Here is a 16,665-nt window from a genome sequence, read left to right as displayed (position 1 = left end):
CCATCCCCCTTTCATTGTATGAAAGTTCTGATATCATATAAAATAAAGATTTATTATGTAATCCATCAAAAAAAATGATACCTTTTATGGAGGGATGATACTTGGATATAAAAGATTTAACTGTATTTTACGAAGTTGCGAAAGAAAAAAACATATCTCACGCAGCGAAAAATTTAAACTATGTACAGTCTGGCGTAACAATGCGTATGAAACAACTAGAAAACGAATTAGGTGTGCCTTTATTTTACCGAAACGGAAAAGGTGTAACTTTAACTTCTAACGGTGAGATTTTATTAACATACGCCAAACAAATTATCCACTTAATAGATCAATCTGTTAAAGCAGTTCAAAGTAATGGGATCGAACCAAGAGGCACTTTAAAAATTGGATGTACAGAATCTACAACCGCTGTAAGACTTCCATCTATATTAACAGCCTATTATGAGAAATACCCAAAAGTCGAATTGATTTTAGAATCAAATACGACGGAACAATTGATTAGGCTTGTATTAGAACGAAAACTGGACGGAGCGTTTATAGCTGGCTCTACTCAGCATACTGAACTTCATACAAATATATTTCGTGAAGAAGAATTAGTTCTCATTAGCAAAAATCCTTTATCTTCCTTTAAAGACATCGGAGACATGAATTTACTTGCATTTAGTCGCGGGTGCTATTATAGAAATTTATTAGAAGATTGGCTTCAAGAAGAAGGAATTTCACCTAAGCGAGTATTAGAGTTCGGAACAATTGAGGCGATACTCGCATGTGTAAAATCAGGTATGGGCATAGCAATTATGATGAAGTCTATTTTAAATGATCATAAACATGACATATCATTCAACCCTTTACCAAATAGCTTCAAAAAAGTTCCTACTACTTTTATTACTAGAAAAGATATATATCACTCTGCTGCATTACAAAAATTTATGGAGATGACTCACAATGCGTGAAAAGAAAATACGTGGTATGAAACGAAAAACAAACACTTTAATAAAGCGAATTGAGGAACATACAAAAACGTTCCCTTCTATTTTCTATAACGATGAATATTGGAATATGCTATTGCCAGTTTCGCAAACTTTTATCGACTCTCGTAAAACACCTAGAAAAGTAAAGCGATTATGTATTCAAACCTTATTAAATCAAGCAAATCATTTAATAAATATGAAACCGAGCGATACACATACATATCGAGTTGTTGTTTTAATTTCTATAAATAATTTGTGGGGTTCGCAAATCATTATATTTAAAAATGAGGACTACTTTCATAATTTTTTTAATAGAAATAGTGAATTTCAAAAATGGATTCTTCTTTCAAATGAAATTGATTTTTGGGAGAAATTAGAAATTCCAGTTTGTCATTCCTTCGAAACGCTTCGCTTTCAAGAAATTATTTATGATGAAGATGAATGCTACGAAAAAGAGATTCTGTTTATCGGGGAGTTAAATTAAAAAGGGTGTACCTAAAACACTGGTATACCCTTTTTCACTTATTTCCCCTTCAATACACTATGTAATCGATCCGGATAATTTGTAAACATTCCTGTAGCACCCCATTTGATTAACAGTCTCATATCTGGTTTCTCATTAATTGTATAAGGATGAATTAACAGTCCATTTTTCCTAGCTATTTTCATATATGATTCATCAATAATTAGTTCTCCGTTATCATTACGTAAGTTTGGTCCAATACCAGCTGCATACTTTTTAATTTCTTGAAAATCATCATTCGTTACACTTTTCGGTTCATGTGTAATGCCAGACCATTCAACAATTTCATTGTTTTCATTTGGATAATACCAAAGCAATTGAACTAACGGAATATTTTCATTCATACTATGAATCTTTTTCAAACTATCTTTACTAAATGATTGAATCATAACACGGCTAGATGACATGTTTTGACCTACTAAATTATATTTATTTAACAATGCTAACAATTTCTCTTCCATTCCTGGATACACATCTGGTGATTTTGTTTCAATGTAATACTTCATGCTTCTTCCATACTTTTGGAAGATTTCTTCAAGAGTCGGAACTTTTTGCCCAACATACTCTTGCTTAGCCTTTTCTGGATACGCTTTATTAAACCACGTTCCTGCATCTAAACTCTTTATTTCGCTTAACGTTTTATCACGTACTTCGCCTGTTCCATTTGTAGTGCGATCAACTGCTGTATCATGCATTGCAATTAATTGGCCATCCTTTGTTAATTGAATATCTAACTCTAAATAATCCGCTTTCATTTTTTTCACTAAATCATAAGAAGCAAAAGTATGCTCAGGTGCATGTCCACTTGCTCCGCGATGTGCAATATTTAAAAACTTATTCGTATTCCATTCATGCTTCCCTTCTGCTTTCGCATGAACAGCTCCCCCAACAAAGATACTTCCCGTCATAAAGAAAATAACTAAAACGCTAATAATCTTTCTCATCCTTCTAACCCTTCCTACGTTGCAAATTTCAACAAGCTAATGAGATTTACACGAAATAGAAGACACACTTTCATTATTTTTATAGACCTATATTAAAATTCCAATCTTACAAATATACTTTATCTATATTATTAATATAGAAAACTAGTATTATCCTATTTAATTCCTATAGTCCTCCTTTTCATATGTAACTCTCTATTTTGTACGATTCATTCAATAAAAAAAGCCATAAATTATTTAGAATACACTCCTGTATCCCTAAATAAATTTATGGCTTTTCTCAAATATCTCCGGCCTCTATTAACTTGTCGAATTTAATCATACCAAACCTATTGAAATTTGTGAATATTTTTTTCAGTACAGTGAAGCACATAAAACAATATTTCTGTAGTTACTTAAAAATCACATAATAAATTTCTCATTACCTCTTCCAATACTATATCTGGATTTACTACCGTTTTTTCCGAACGCCATCCGATAAAGCCATCTGGTCTAATTAATACAGCACCTCCATTCTCTATACCATATAATTTGCTAAAAATATCTTCTGGAACAACAAAGTCTCCACTTAAGCCAACACGATACCCTTTTATATTTATTCCTAATTTAGCTGAAACAGCATGTGCTGCCTCAGCCCAAGAACTATTTTCTACTCCTGTAAGTAATACAAAACTGTTACCGAATAAGTCTAATGTAGAAACTTTCTTTCCTTCATACGTTCCCCATAAATGCGGTGCTCGTGTTCCAGGTCTCCCGTTCAACTCTATGCTATCCATTCTATGTGGAGTGACTGAATTATCTATAATTGCCTCTGAACAATACTGATATCCAACTGTAACAGCTAAAACATCCATATTATTCAAACTGCCTTCCTCTCTATTCGCAGCACGAAACAGTAAACTACTTGCATAAGCTGTCGTTAATTTTGCAACAGAGTGTCTCTCTTCATGATATGTTTCTAACAATTTTGGTTTTGCCTTCCCTTTTATAACAGCCGCTAATTTCCAAGCTAAGTTATGCGCATCTTGTATTCCTGTATTTGAACCAAATCCTCCTGTTGGCGGCATAATATGTGCTGAATCTCCAACTAAAAAGGTTCGATTTCCTTGAAATTTCACCGCTGTACTTTCGGCCGCTTCCCACGGTAAAACACTTAATATTTTTGATTCAACATTTGTACTTCCAATTGCTATTTGAATAATTTGTTTACAACGTTCTATAGTGAAGTCCTCTAGCCCCTCTCCTTTTAATGGATCGTAGGCTACATGATAAATCCATTTTTTTACGTTATCAACTGGGATAAGTGCACCAAGAACCTCCGGATGAAGTACCATCGAAAAACCGAATGCGTCTCCTTGTATAAACTCTCTTAAATCAGCTTCAAAATAAATATTCATATAATAGCCACCAATGGTTCCACGCCCCTCAGTTTTAATCCCTAACTGCTCACGTATTTTACTTTTCGCTCCATCCGCTGCAATTACATAGTCACAATGTATGACACTTTCTTTTTCTGTTTCACGATTTCGAATCTTTGCTTTTGCCCCGTTTTCATTTTGTTCAAATGAAACTAATTCATGATAAAAAGATAGTTGCCCGCCTAGCGTTTTTGCTTCTTGTAACATCATCTCTTCTAAAATAATTTGATAACATGCAGTTTGTTTTGATGGACTAATCTTTTCTATTTTTTGAAGTAACTCTTCATCGTTTCTGTATTGCGTCGCTCTCATTTGTTCCAATTCTTCTTTATTTGCCTCAGCTATTGTATGAACCGCTATTCTTCCTCGGCAGTTCTCTAATGCTTTACCTGCCAATTTAATTCTTTGTTCCAAGCCTAATTCTCGAAATAACTCCATTGTACGTAAAGTAAGACCGCCTGCTTTCGGATGAATGGCAGTAGACGGATGCCTTTCAATAAGTAAGTACTCAATGTTATGTTTTGCAAGAAATAACGCAGACGCTAACCCAGATAATCCCCCTCCAACAATTAAAACTGGTACATAATTCGATTTCATATATTTACCCTCCACATCATTGTTCTGAGCTCAGTGACATAAATATAATCAAAAAAAACATTAAAATATAGACTTATATTTCATTTTGAATTATCATATAGATAGATTACGCCCCAAAATCCCTTTTACCTTTTCATACATCTATAATCCACCTGAATTATGTCTGTATGAAAGTGTAAAACAAAAGAACGTACTTTACGTTGAACTATGTTCTATCGTAAAAATCAAAAATAATAAAAACATTATAAACGGTCGTAACCTTATGGATTATACAAGGTTACGACCGCTTATTTTATTGTTACATCATTTTTTGTTTTTAAAACTTCATCTATTGTGTTATGTAGTCCTTCCAATCCCTTTTCTATCTCCCTATAATTTTCAAAAATAAAAAATTCATTCGTCTCGATTTTCTTTCCCAATATTGCACCTCATACAACAATCATGTAGCATTACCGTATCGAAGTAATGGTTCGTTATCTTAAACCTTTCGACTAATTAGCAGGAGGCAAAGTGATTGAAATGAATAAACAAGAACAATTAAATATTATAAAAAAAGATTTTATTGATTCTCAAAAAGTATTATTGGCAATTGGTGATGAAACACGTCAAGCTATTTTATTAGTGCTAATGGAAACGGAATGTCAAACAGGATTACGTGTAGGAGAAATCACGAAGCAAACACACCTTTCCCGTCCAGCAGTATCACATCACCTTAAGATTTTACGAGAAGCTGGCATTATTTTAATGAGAAAAGAAGGTACAAAGAATTTTTATTATATTGATATACGTACAAAATTAGGTTTATTAAAAAATCTTGTATTAGATATTGAGAAGCTATTGCAAAACTTTTATTAAAACTTGGAGGTATAAGAAATGAAAGCAATGATAATTGATAGATATGGAAAAGTCCCAATGCGTATGGCAGAGGTACCTACTCCTGAAATAAAAGAGTATGAGGTGCTCGCAGAAATTCATGCAGCTAGTATTAACCCAATTGATTTTAAAATACGCGACGGAAAAGTAAAAATGTTACTGAAATATGAAATGCCCCTAATCCTTGGTAATGACTTTGCCGGTGTCATCACGAAGGTTGGATCAAAAGTAACTCGTTTTAAAGTTGGTGATGAAATATATGCTCGCCCAAGAAAAAATAAGATTGGTACTTTCGCGGAGTATATAGCCATTCATGAAGATGATATAGCTTTAAAGCCGAAAAATTTAAGTTTTGAGGAAGCTGCTTCGATTCCACTTGTTGGCTTAACATCATATCAAGCATTACATGACATCATGCAATTACAAAAAGGACAAAAGATTTTAATTCACGCTGGATCCGGTGGTGTTGGTACTTTCGCAATTCAGTTAGCAAAAATAATGGGTGCTACTGTTACAACGACTGCTAGTGAAGCTGGTGCAAATTTAGTAACGTCTCTTGGCGCAGATGAAATTATTAATTACAAAACAGAAAAATTTGAAGATATACTAAAAAATTATGATGCGGTATTTGATACAATCGGCGGTGCAACGCTTGAAAAATCATTCAATATTATAAAAAGCAGAGGAAACATTGTTTCCGTTTCAGGTATGCCGAATGCACGCTTCGGTAAAGAATTTGGTTCAGGATTCTTTAAAACTCTCTTATTTTCATTAGCCAGCAAAAAACTTACTGCACTTGAAAAAAAGCATAATGCTCAATATTCATTTTTATTTATGAAGCCAAGCGGGGATCAATTACGTACTATTGCAAACTATATTGAAGCCGGAAAAATCAAACCGGTAATCGATCGAGTCTTCCCTTTTGAAGATGCGCAAAAAGCAATGGAATATTCAGAGTCTGGAAGAGCAAAAGGAAAAATAATTGTAAAAATTAAATAATAATAAAACCTCCATTTTCTTAAAATGGAGGTTTTAAATTTGCTGTTAAATAGACATAGTGCAATGAAGTCCTTACAATAGATTGCAAGGGGAAATATTATATTATACTTTTAGTTAACTTTACAAAGAATACATACGTACAAATACATAACTTAAAATACAAAAAGGAGGAGATACAATGACTAAAAATAATGAAACAGGTTGGAATTTAGATAATAGTTATACGACTTTACCACAATCATTTTATACAGAAATCCCCCCTACTCCCGTAAGTTCACCGGAGTTAGTTAAACTAAACCATTCATTAGCGATATCTCTTGGCTTGACCCCTGAAGAACTGAAAAAGGAAGCTGAAATTGCTATTTTCGCTGGTAATGCACTCCCAGAAGGAGCTCATCCATTAGCTCAAGCATATGCTGGCCATCAATTCGGACATTTTAATATGTTAGGCGACGGTCGTGCTCTTTTAATTGGCGAACAAATTACTCCTTCAGGTGAGCGTTTCGATATTCAACTGAAAGGTTCTGGCCCTACTCCCTATTCACGCCGAGGAGATGGCCGTGCTGCACTCGGTCCGATGCTACGTGAATATATCATTAGTGAGGCAATGTATGCACTTGATATTCCGACTACTCGCAGTTTAGCAGTTGTCACAACTGGTGAAGCAACATATCGTGAAACAAAGTTACCTGGAGCAATTTTAACTAGAGTAGCTAGTAGCCATATACGCGTCGGTACATTTCAATATGCTGCAGCTCGTGGTTCAATAGAGGACCTGAAATCACTAGCTGACTATACGATAAAAAGGCATTACCCAGAAATTGAAGCTCATGAAAACCGATATACTGCATTACTACAAGAAGTCATTAAAAGACAAGCCAGTCTTATCGCAAAATGGCAACTTGTTGGATTTATCCACGGTGTAATGAACACTGACAATATAACGATTAGTGGCGAAACAATTGATTACGGTCCTTGTGCATTTATGGACAATTACAATCAAGGAACCGTATTTAGCTCTATTGACACACAAGGTCGTTATGCATATGGAAATCAACCATATATGGCCGCATGGGACCTCGCTCGATTAGCAGAATCTTTAATACCAATTCTGCACGAAGATGAAGAAGAAGCATTAAAGATCGCCCAAGACGAAATTTCGAAATTTAGCGTACAGTATGAAAACCATTGGTTCCTTGGAATGAAAAAGAAATTAGGACTATTTAGTACCGAAGAACAAGATCAACCACTTATTGAGCAACTTTTAAAAATGATGGAGAAATATAAAGCAGATTATACAAATACATTCCGTTCATTAACTCTTGATGCTATTGAAAATACAGCTCTATTTGAAAGTCCTGAATATAAAGATTGGTACAAACTGTGGCAATCTCGATTAAAAAGACAAGAACAATCGAAAGAAAACGCCTACGAAATGATGAAAAATAATAACCCATCAATCATCCCAAGGAACCACCGTGTAGAAGAAGCACTAGAAGCAGCTGTTACAAATGACGACTATAGCGTAATGGAGAAACTTCTTGAAGCTTTATCAAACCCTTATGCGTATTCTACAGATCAAGAAGAATACTGCATTCCGCCTGCACCGACGAATCGCCCTTATCGTACTTTTTGTGGGACTTGATTAAAAATTTGTTTTTATTTTAACCCAAAATTTATTAAGTTAACTATTAATCACAAACTTAAAAGTTGCTTTCAATATTGAAAGCAACACATTTAGTATCCAACCTTAAACAAGTCACAAATTATAATTTGTGACTTGTTTAATTACCCACGTTCAATAGAAGATTTGTTTTGCAGGCATCGTTGTATCTTCAGAGACAGCATATGGATTTTCATTAGGTTTTATAATTATAAACATTCTACCATATCCACTGTGAGCTAATTTATTGCAAAGACCTTCTACCATAAAACCCCATAACTCCAGCTGCTATTCCCATTATAGATAATCCAAGTTTTTTCTTTATTTTAATGCTTCTTTTTCAAATATTCTCTTTTTTATTTCATAACTCATAAAAAAATACTTTTCTGCTTTTTCTATATTACCTACCTTATGAAACTCTAATGCCAGACTTTCGGTATATTCGTGAATATACTCCGATAAATTTTTTCTTTCAAAGTAAGAAAAACCTTCAAGAATAATTTTTTCTATTTTTTCTACCTCTAAATGCTGACAAAATCCCTTTAGAATTAAAAAGTGATATCTATATTCATCATTTTTTAATTCCTCACAAACCTTCAATCCACTTTCAATTAATTCCTTCGCTTTTTCTATTTCACCTAATTTATAATATTCTCTTGCCTCTAAAAAGATTGCCTTATAATGAGTAGGCATTTTTTTAGAAACCTCAGATAAGTGTCTAATTGCTAAAACTGAAAGATTTTGACTCGCATACAATAAACCTAAATTATGTCTGATTCTTAATACTAACATTTCAGCATCATTTTTTTGTAAAATGTTTATTGCTGACGCAATATATTCCTCACCTTTATCATGCTGCTTTAATTCCGAAAAAGATAATCCTAATATATTTTCGCACAGCGCTATGTTCACTTCATACCCTGCTTGTTTAACAAAGATATCTCTTGCCTTTGAAGCGTATTCAATAGCTGAATATGCGTAATGCAAGTGGTATTTTAATATAGCAACTCTATAATTAAACTCTGCATATTCAATTTCATCTGAAATATGCTCTAATAACCCTTCAGCTTTTTCAAAATAGTTGCTAGCTTCACTATAATTAGTAAGAATTGTATAATGAATGGCTTTGAATAAATAATAATAATAATTAGAATATTCATCATTCGGTTTAGGCAATGCATCTATTTTATCAAAAGCTTTTTTCAAATTACCTAAACCATCTATTAGCACTTTATATCGAAATTCTAACAGATAATAGTGAAATGAAACCTTTACATCTGATTCGATAATATAAAGCTTTTTATCGATCTCTTCTTTTAATTTTTTTGCTTCACTTATACGTTGAGCTCTAATATCTCGATACCAATCATTCAGCATCTTATTAATTAATTCATTGCCAGTGATTTGTATATTCATCAAATCCACTCTCCTTCTTTTAATTATCATAAAAATAACATAATTCGATTATTTGTATCTATCTATATATATATTTCTCAACAATTGAACAAAATTCATTCACTGAATTTTGTTCAATATTTTAATAGACCCGCTGTAAATATGAATACTTTTTCTTATAACCTCTGAATATGAGTATCCTTAAAATCCGTCTCATATTTCAATCCATATCCAAACATTCGATCCATTCCAATATGTGCTGTCCATATTAAGCCAATCATTATAACGGTATCTATCTTAAAATAGACACCTATTAGAACAATTAATATGGATATGATATATGTGTGACATACATTATATATTTTCGCACCAACGTGATTATTAATCCCATATGCTAACATTGATAGATCCGGCGCTAAAAGGAATACAAAAAATATAATCCAACTAAACTCATAGATCGAATACATATAAATCGCGGCTAAAAATACAACCATTCCTTCAAAATGTACAATACGTTTTTGCATTATTTATCATTCCTATTTTTCTATATTTATTAATACATTTTCATCGCTAAAAGTATTCTTTTCATTTTTTGCATTTTTTGACCAGATGGTTGCTAATATTGGCCCTGCAATGTTATGCCATACTGCCGCTAATACACTTGGGAGTGCAGCCGCCGGTCCAAAATGCGCTGTCGCCAGTGCAACACCTAAACCTGAATTTTGCATTCCTACTTCTATTGAAATAGCCCTTCTTGTCCCTTCGTCTAGTCCAAGTACGAACGCAGTTATATATCCGAGCAAAAAACCGAAAGCATTATGGAGCATCACCGCAATAAAGATAAGAAGTCCTGAAGAAGTAACGCTACTTACATTTGCTGAAACAACTGCAGAAACAATTATGATAATTGCTACAACTGATATTAAAGGAATAACAGTCATTCCTTTATTAACGATATGAGGGAAAAACTTTTTCACTACTAGTCCTAAAATAATAGGCGCAATAATGACTTGTACGATAGAAAGAAACATGGACATAGCATTTACTGGCATCCATTGCCCTGCAAGTAATAGTAGAATGAGCGGTGTAGCAATTGGTGCTAGTAACGTTGATACTGAAGTCATTGCAATAGACAACGCTAAGTTCCCTTTTGCTAAATAAACCATAACATTTGATGCAGTGCCACCCGGTACTGAACCGAGCAACACTAACCCAGCTGCTAATTCCGCTGGCAGATTCATAACGTAGGCTAGTACGTATGCGACAAGTGGCATAATAATAAACTGAGCACATACACCGATAATAACTGCTAATGGTTTTGTAGCTATGATTTTGAAATCAACAGCCTTCAATGTTAATCCCATCCCAAACATGACAACCCCAAGTAAAATCGTTATGTAACTAGTTAACCCGAGAAATGGCGCGGGAATGAAATATGCAATAGCTGCAATACAAATAACCCAAAATGCAAAATACTTTCCAGCTATATTACTTATCGCTTCTAGTACTTTCACCCGATCAGCCCCTATCTTTTAATTGAAACACCTTATTCGGATTCAAAATATTTTGCGGATCAAGAGCTTTCTTTATTTTCTCCATTACACATAATGCCGCCCCATGTTCTTCTTCTTGATACTTTCGTTTTCCGATTCCAACGCCATGTTCTCCTGTACATGTTCCTCCTCGTTTAAGAGCATACAGAACGATACTTTCGTTTATTTCGTCTGCCTTCTTTACTTCCTCTTTATCATTTGTGTCAATCATTAAGAGTACATGGAAATTCCCATCTCCAACATGACCTAGAATACCGCCAATAAGCCCTACTTTATCTAATACCTCTTTCGCATGTTGAATCGCGCCAGCTAATTCCGAAATTGGCACACATACGTCTGTACTCATTAGCTTTTTACCAGGATAACTATGCACGTAAGAGTACGCTAAGTTATGCCTTGCATCCCACAGTTTATTTCTTGCTGCTGTTTCCGTCTCAAACGCAATTTCTTTACATTTATGATCAAGAACGATTTCTTTCGTAAATTCAATATCTTGCTTTAACCCTGCTTCATTGCCGTGAAACTCTAAAAATAGTGTCGGTTCTTCTCTGTAACTTGTTTCATTGTAATGATTTACTTGTTTCATAGATAATTCATCAACGAGTTCAATTCTCGCGATTGGAATACCTGCTTGTAATATGTTAATTACAGCTTCTACTGCATCATTTATAGTTGGAAACGATGCCCTCGCAGCCATAACATGTTCTGGTATACCGTATACTTTTAAAGTTAACTCCGTGAAACATCCAAGTGTTCCTTCTGATCCTACGAAAATACCATTTAAATGATAACCTGATGATGACTTCGCCGCTAAATTCCCGGTATGTATTACCCCTCCATCCGCAAGAACGACTTCTAAATCTCGAACTTGATCACGCATTACACCATACTTTACTGCTGTCGTTCCGCTCGCGTTTGTAGCAGCCATTCCTCCTAACGTTGCATCAGCTCCTGGGTCTACACTAAAAAATAATCCATACTTTTTCAATTCTTTATTAAGCTGAGAGCGCGTCACCCCTGGCTGTACTCTCACAAGAAAATCCTTTTCTCTTATTTCAAGTATTTTGTTCATAAGAGAAAAGTCCATTGTAATTCCTTTTTCGTAAGGAATTACATGTCCCTCTAAACTGGACCCTACTCCAAATGGAACGACAGCTGTTCCGTGCTGAATCGCTATTTTCATTATCGCGCTAACTTCTTCGGTCGTTTTTGGAAAAACAACTACATCAGGTAAACTACTAGTATGATAAGATTCATCTTTACTATGTAACTCTCGTACTGTCATATTTATTACTACTCGATCTTCAGGAAGTATGCCTTTTAATTCATTTACTACATGTTCAATTGTTATTTCCATAATCAACTCTCCTTTTTAATTTTAAAACAAGTATACCATCTTTATACAAAATAATTAGAAAAATAAGATTGTTAAACCTGAACATACAAAAAAGAACCTGCAGCACACGCTACAAGTTCTTTTTCACTACATTTTAAACGATTTCTTTATTAACAACATAAACCAAATTAAAGTAACTGCCATCAACGAATGAGAAAATCCTACAATATAAGTTAACCCTTTAAAGTCAGCTCCATTTAACTGAAGAAGCCCTCTCGCTGCTAGCGAACCTAACATTAATGTTAATGCAATGTTATGTAAAACAAACCACTTATTAAACCCTTGCACTTCATGAAACGCGAATACTTTTGCTAATCCTAAAGCAATTAAAAAGAAGAAAAAGCCAAGTACAAGTGTATGTGTATGCAAAAGATTTAACAAAGTAGATCCTAAAATCCCTTTATACTTACCATACTCCCTAGCGAAAATCCCTGATAATAAACCGATAATCAAATACGTAAACGATGCATTATATAATTTCTTCATTATGTACCTCCTTGAGTAGAATGTGTAGTGTGTCATATTTAGTAATAATGATAGTTATATAGTAAAAACTCCTAGTCACCTAGGAGTCATTGTATAAGCACCTCACTCTTTACAATCAATCCTAATTATAAAATATCTCTCTATACAAAACAAACGAACTTTATGTGAACAAACAAAGCCCCATTAAAATATGTTGCACTTTTGTTTTACACAATCCATACTAATTGTTATAACTTTTTAAAGGTGGTGTAATCATTGATAGTTCTTAAAACAGAACGTCTTAACCTTCGTTGGTTTGATATAAAAGACGCTCCTTTTATTCTTGAGTTAGTAAACGATCCTGCATGGATTCAGTTTATCGGTGACAAAGGAGTTAGAAACTTAGAAGATGCAAAAAATTATATTGTAAACGGTCCCATCGATATGTATAACAAACTCGGATTTGGCCTTTACTTAGTAGAACGAAAAGAAGATCTCACTCCACTTGGTATGTGTGGCCTTATTAAAAGAGATTCATTAGAAGACGTTGATATCGGATTTGCCTTTTTAGAAACATTCCGTTCAAAAGGATATGGCTACGAGTCAGCTTCTGCAATAATCGAATACGGTGTACAAAAGCTCGGCATGAATCGAATTGTAGCAATTACTTCTATAGATAACATCGCCTCAGGAAAGCTTTTAGAAAAAGTAGGATTACGATTTGAGAGGATTATTTCAGGGTCTGGAGAAGATTTAAAATTATTTGGGTATAACGCATAGTAAAGAAGGTCGCCGTGAATGGCGACCTTCTTTACTATTGTAATAATATTTTCCTACACATTGAGATTGCTTGTTGTATAAGGAAGCCTTTCTTTTTTCCATGCAAGAAATCCTCCCTTTAGATTCACCACTTCCTTTATACCAGCTCTTTGTAAAATACTAGCTGCTATAGCAGAGCGCAATCCGGTTCGACATTGTAAAACGATTGGGCAATCTTTTGGTATGCAATCTAGCTGCTTAAATAGATTTCCTAAAGGGATATGTATTGCATCATAAAGATGTCCTTCCTCCCACTCTTTTTTACTACGCACATCGATAACCTTAACGCTTCCACCTTTTATATGCGGATATAATTCAATTGATGTTTTTTCTTTATAACTTTCAAATCTATCAAGTCTTTTTATAACTTGTAAGGGTGCAAAAGCAATACTATTATCTAACCCAATAGATTCAAAGTCTCTAATAACCTCCTCCACTCTAACCTTTTCCTCATCTAGAATTATTAACGTTTCTGTTTTATAATCTAATAACCATCCACACCAAGTTGTGAAAGAATTGTTATAAGGTATGTTAATTGACTTCTCGATATGACCTGCAGCAAAACTCTCTACATCCCTTATATCAACTATTTGATGAACGCTCTTCAAAATTTCTTGAAGTTCTTCTACTGTATTAATAGCATTACTTTTTCTCTTCTTACGAATTGGCGGACCATACTTATTTAAATTCTTCATTAATGAAAAATACTTTGGAGGCTCTGGCTGTCCCGTCAATAAAGTTGATATAAAATCACTTTCTTCATTACACTGAAATGCCCAATTGAACATCTTTTCATAACCTAATGTAGAAGTTGGAATTGCTCCTAATGCTTTTCCACATGCGCTTCCCGCACCATGTGATGGCCATATTTGCAAATAATCAGGAAGTATTTTTATTTTTTGTATAGAATCAAATAATTGTTTCGCTCCTATTTTTGCAGTATCTTTCATACCGACTGCAGTTTCTAATAAATCCGGTCTTCCTATATCTCCTACAAATATAAAATCACCTGTGAATATCCCTATCGGTTTATCATTCGTATAATTATTTTGACTTGTATCAGTCACTAAAAAAGAAATACTTTCAGGCGTATGCCCTGGGGTGTGAATTACATTAAATTTTATATGACCTACTTTAAACTCTGTGCCCTCTCTAACCAATTTGTATCGACCTTCATTAAGATATTGATATTTCCAATCACAATCTCCTTCATCAGATACATATAAATTTGCATGATAAAGATTGGAAAGTTCTCTAGACCCAGAAAGAAAATCAGCATGAATATGAGTCTCAGCCGCAGCAATTACTTCCATTCCCTCTTTCTTAGCAAATTCTATATATTGTTCTATATAGCGACCTGGATCAATTACAATTGCTACGCCTTCCTTCTGACAACCGACTAAATAGGAAGCATGTGCTAATTTTTCATCATAAAAATATTTTAAAAGCATAGCTATTCCCTCCAAATAGGTATTTCAAATTGCTTTTCAATTTTTATAACCACTTTCTATCTTCCCCTATAGGATCCCTTTCAACATAAAATTCCAATACATATATGGCAACATAAATCTTTTAAGTAAAAACATACTATACCTTTCTTTCGCTTGATTAAACGGAAACGTTTCTTGAGGCTCATGTTTATAGTTAAATTCAGCGAGTATAAGACTTTTATATCCTGTAATAATTGGACAAGATGTATACCCATCATATTTAGCCTGCAAATCTCTTCCACTAAGTACGTCCATAATATTTTGTTTTAAGACAGGTATTTGTTTTCGAATTGCCGCTCCAGTTTTAGAAGTAGGTAAATTAGTACAATCTCCAAGTCCGAAAATATTTTTATACTTTACATGCTGCAAAGTATAAGGGTTTATATCTACCCATCCCTGATAATCACTTATTTCACTCTCTTTAATAAAATTTGGTGGCCCCATTGGTGGAACAACATGTATCATACTATATGGTATGGTTTCTCTTTTCAGCGTTTGCGTATCTTCAAAAATTGCTTCTCTCTTTTCGGCGATAATTTCTACTAAGTTTTTATTATAATTCGTTATAATTTGCTTTCTTTCTAGTACTTGTTCTAAAGTATTTGCATATCGTGGAACCTGAAATATGTCAGTGTTTGCAGAATAAAACATTACTTCACTTCTGTTTCTTACACCACTATTACAAAAATACTCCTCTGCTAAATACATAATTTTTTGTGGAGCACCACCGCATTTAATAGGAGTATTAGGGTGGGTAAAAAGCGCATTTCCTCCTTTAAATTTTTCGATTTCTCTCCAAGTAGAATCAACATATGTATAAGAATAATTGCTACATACCCCATTAGTCCCAATAGATTCTTTTAAGCCCTTAATACCTTCCCAATTTATTTGTATACCAGCTGCTACAATAAGAATTTCATACTCAAGCAGCAGTCCGTCATCTAACAGTATCTTATTTTCATCCGGAAATAACTTAACAACACTTTTAGGGATCCACGTTGCCCCTTTTGGAATAAGCGATTCTTGATCACGCATTGTACTTTCCTTTGAAACAATTCCTCCCCCCACTAAACTCCATAGTGGCTGAAAATAATGTTTTTTTGACGGATCAATAATCGCTATACTTTCTTTCAATAGGGGGATATTTCTTAATAAATGTGCAGTAGAAGATAGTCCTGCAGTCCCAGCACCAACGACAATAATTTTATAACTATCTCTGGTCTTCATTATCCTCTTCCTATCTAAATTTAATTTTTAAATTAACTAATTTGTGGCCGTATTTTCATCGTAGTAAAATTATTATACGTTAAAAACATCACATTTTTATCTTATTAAAATGAAAATTCTGTTAATTTTACCATCAACATTACTTTATGCGTAAATTCCTTATGTTACTTCTTTAATTTGTTTCAAACACTACAAACTTTATATTTTTCAATATTATACTGTATTCTAGCTACATTTAATTACATCACATGCCAATAGACATTGGATTATAAGTCACTTGAAACAAACTACATAGAAACATCCAGTGTCCACATATACAATAATAGGATGGT

16 protein-coding genes are annotated in these 16,665 nt (G+C 33.8%); 6 read left to right on the top strand and 10 right to left on the bottom strand.

Annotated elements, in window-relative coordinates:
- Positions 1 to 101 precede the first annotated feature (101 nt).
- Complete coding sequence (locus ACLBXA_RS17275; RefSeq protein ID WP_000351677.1) at positions 102 to 953, top strand: LysR family transcriptional regulator; 852 nt, start codon at positions 102 to 104, stop codon at positions 951 to 953.
- A complete protein-coding gene (locus ACLBXA_RS17270) occupies positions 946 to 1,455 on the top strand; it encodes a DUF3916 domain-containing protein (RefSeq protein ID WP_001208325.1) in 510 nt (169 codons plus the stop codon). Before ACLBXA_RS17275 ends, ACLBXA_RS17270 begins: the two co-directional genes overlap by 8 nt.
- A gap of 38 nt (positions 1,456 to 1,493) precedes the next feature.
- Here the strand turns inward: ACLBXA_RS17270 and ACLBXA_RS17265 are convergent, their stop codons facing one another.
- Together ACLBXA_RS17265 and ACLBXA_RS17260 are read right to left on the bottom strand one after the other, a co-directional pair.
- Entirely contained in the window at positions 1,494 to 2,438 is a 945-nt protein-coding gene (locus tag ACLBXA_RS17265) for a glycerophosphodiester phosphodiesterase (protein WP_001226361.1), read from the bottom strand.
- A 395-nt stretch (positions 2,439 to 2,833) separates the two neighbouring features.
- Entirely contained in the window at positions 2,834 to 4,453 is a 1,620-nt protein-coding gene (locus ACLBXA_RS17260; RefSeq protein WP_000841683.1) for an FAD-dependent oxidoreductase, read from the bottom strand.
- A 510-nt stretch (positions 4,454 to 4,963) separates the two neighbouring features.
- Between ACLBXA_RS17260 and ACLBXA_RS17255 the strand changes: the two genes are divergently transcribed.
- The 3 genes from ACLBXA_RS17255 (at position 4,964) to ACLBXA_RS17245 (ending at position 7,970) form a co-directional block, all read left to right on the top strand.
- Complete coding sequence (locus tag ACLBXA_RS17255; protein WP_000571870.1) at positions 4,964 to 5,308, top strand: ArsR/SmtB family transcription factor; 345 nt, start codon at positions 4,964 to 4,966, stop codon at positions 5,306 to 5,308.
- A gap of 18 nt (positions 5,309 to 5,326) precedes the next feature.
- A complete protein-coding gene (locus tag ACLBXA_RS17250) occupies positions 5,327 to 6,325 on the top strand; it encodes an NADP-dependent oxidoreductase (protein WP_079245796.1) in 999 nt (332 codons plus the stop codon).
- Positions 6,326 to 6,503: 178 nt separating this feature from the next.
- Entirely contained in the window at positions 6,504 to 7,970 is a 1,467-nt protein-coding gene (locus ACLBXA_RS17245; RefSeq protein ID WP_000164912.1) for a protein adenylyltransferase SelO, read from the top strand.
- Between the two features lie 153 nt (positions 7,971 to 8,123).
- Here the strand turns inward: ACLBXA_RS17245 and ACLBXA_RS17240 are convergent, their stop codons facing one another.
- The 6 genes from ACLBXA_RS17240 to ACLBXA_RS17215 all read right to left on the bottom strand — a co-directional run bounded on the left by ACLBXA_RS17240 (position 8,124) and on the right by ACLBXA_RS17215 (position 12,818).
- Positions 8,124 to 8,255 (bottom strand): hypothetical protein, encoded by a 132-nt coding sequence (locus ACLBXA_RS17240; protein WP_000229165.1) that lies wholly within the window; start codon positions 8,253 to 8,255, stop codon positions 8,124 to 8,126.
- A gap of 54 nt (positions 8,256 to 8,309) precedes the next feature.
- Positions 8,310 to 9,404 (bottom strand): response regulator aspartate phosphatase, encoded by a 1,095-nt coding sequence (locus ACLBXA_RS17235; protein WP_001025501.1) that lies wholly within the window; start codon positions 9,402 to 9,404, stop codon positions 8,310 to 8,312.
- A gap of 155 nt (positions 9,405 to 9,559) precedes the next feature.
- Complete coding sequence (locus ACLBXA_RS17230; protein ID WP_001172057.1) at positions 9,560 to 9,907, bottom strand: DUF4260 domain-containing protein; 348 nt, start codon at positions 9,905 to 9,907, stop codon at positions 9,560 to 9,562.
- A gap of 12 nt (positions 9,908 to 9,919) precedes the next feature.
- Complete coding sequence (locus tag ACLBXA_RS17225) at positions 9,920 to 10,897, bottom strand: bile acid:sodium symporter family protein (protein ID WP_000865816.1); 978 nt, start codon at positions 10,895 to 10,897, stop codon at positions 9,920 to 9,922.
- 4 nt (positions 10,898 to 10,901) lie between these two features.
- On the bottom strand, positions 10,902 to 12,293 hold the full coding sequence (locus ACLBXA_RS17220) for an FAD-binding oxidoreductase (RefSeq protein WP_000406576.1): 1,392 nt from the start codon (positions 12,291 to 12,293) through the stop codon (positions 10,902 to 10,904).
- 126 nt (positions 12,294 to 12,419) lie between these two features.
- Positions 12,420 to 12,818 (bottom strand): DUF2871 family protein, encoded by a 399-nt coding sequence (locus ACLBXA_RS17215; protein ID WP_000737896.1) that lies wholly within the window; start codon positions 12,816 to 12,818, stop codon positions 12,420 to 12,422.
- A 255-nt stretch (positions 12,819 to 13,073) separates the two neighbouring features.
- On the opposite strand from ACLBXA_RS17215, the gene ACLBXA_RS17210 reads away from it, so the two are divergent.
- Positions 13,074 to 13,577: a GNAT family N-acetyltransferase gene (locus ACLBXA_RS17210; RefSeq protein ID WP_000636434.1), complete on the top strand. Its 504-nt coding sequence runs from the start codon at positions 13,074 to 13,076 to the stop codon at positions 13,575 to 13,577.
- A 53-nt stretch (positions 13,578 to 13,630) separates the two neighbouring features.
- On the opposite strand, the gene ACLBXA_RS17205 is transcribed toward ACLBXA_RS17210, so the two are convergent.
- Positions 13,631 to 15,067: an MBL fold metallo-hydrolase gene (locus tag ACLBXA_RS17205; RefSeq protein ID WP_447617337.1), complete on the bottom strand. Its 1,437-nt coding sequence runs from the start codon at positions 15,065 to 15,067 to the stop codon at positions 13,631 to 13,633.
- A 66-nt stretch (positions 15,068 to 15,133) separates the two neighbouring features.
- Complete coding sequence (locus ACLBXA_RS17200) at positions 15,134 to 16,333, bottom strand: FAD/NAD(P)-binding oxidoreductase (RefSeq protein WP_000857326.1); 1,200 nt, start codon at positions 16,331 to 16,333, stop codon at positions 15,134 to 15,136.
- Positions 16,334 to 16,665 lie beyond the last annotated feature (332 nt).

This window comes from Bacillus sp. D48C, assembly GCF_053345735.1.
The sequence above is the reverse complement of the archived record's forward strand: the minus strand, read 5'-3'. Positions and strand labels throughout refer to the sequence as shown.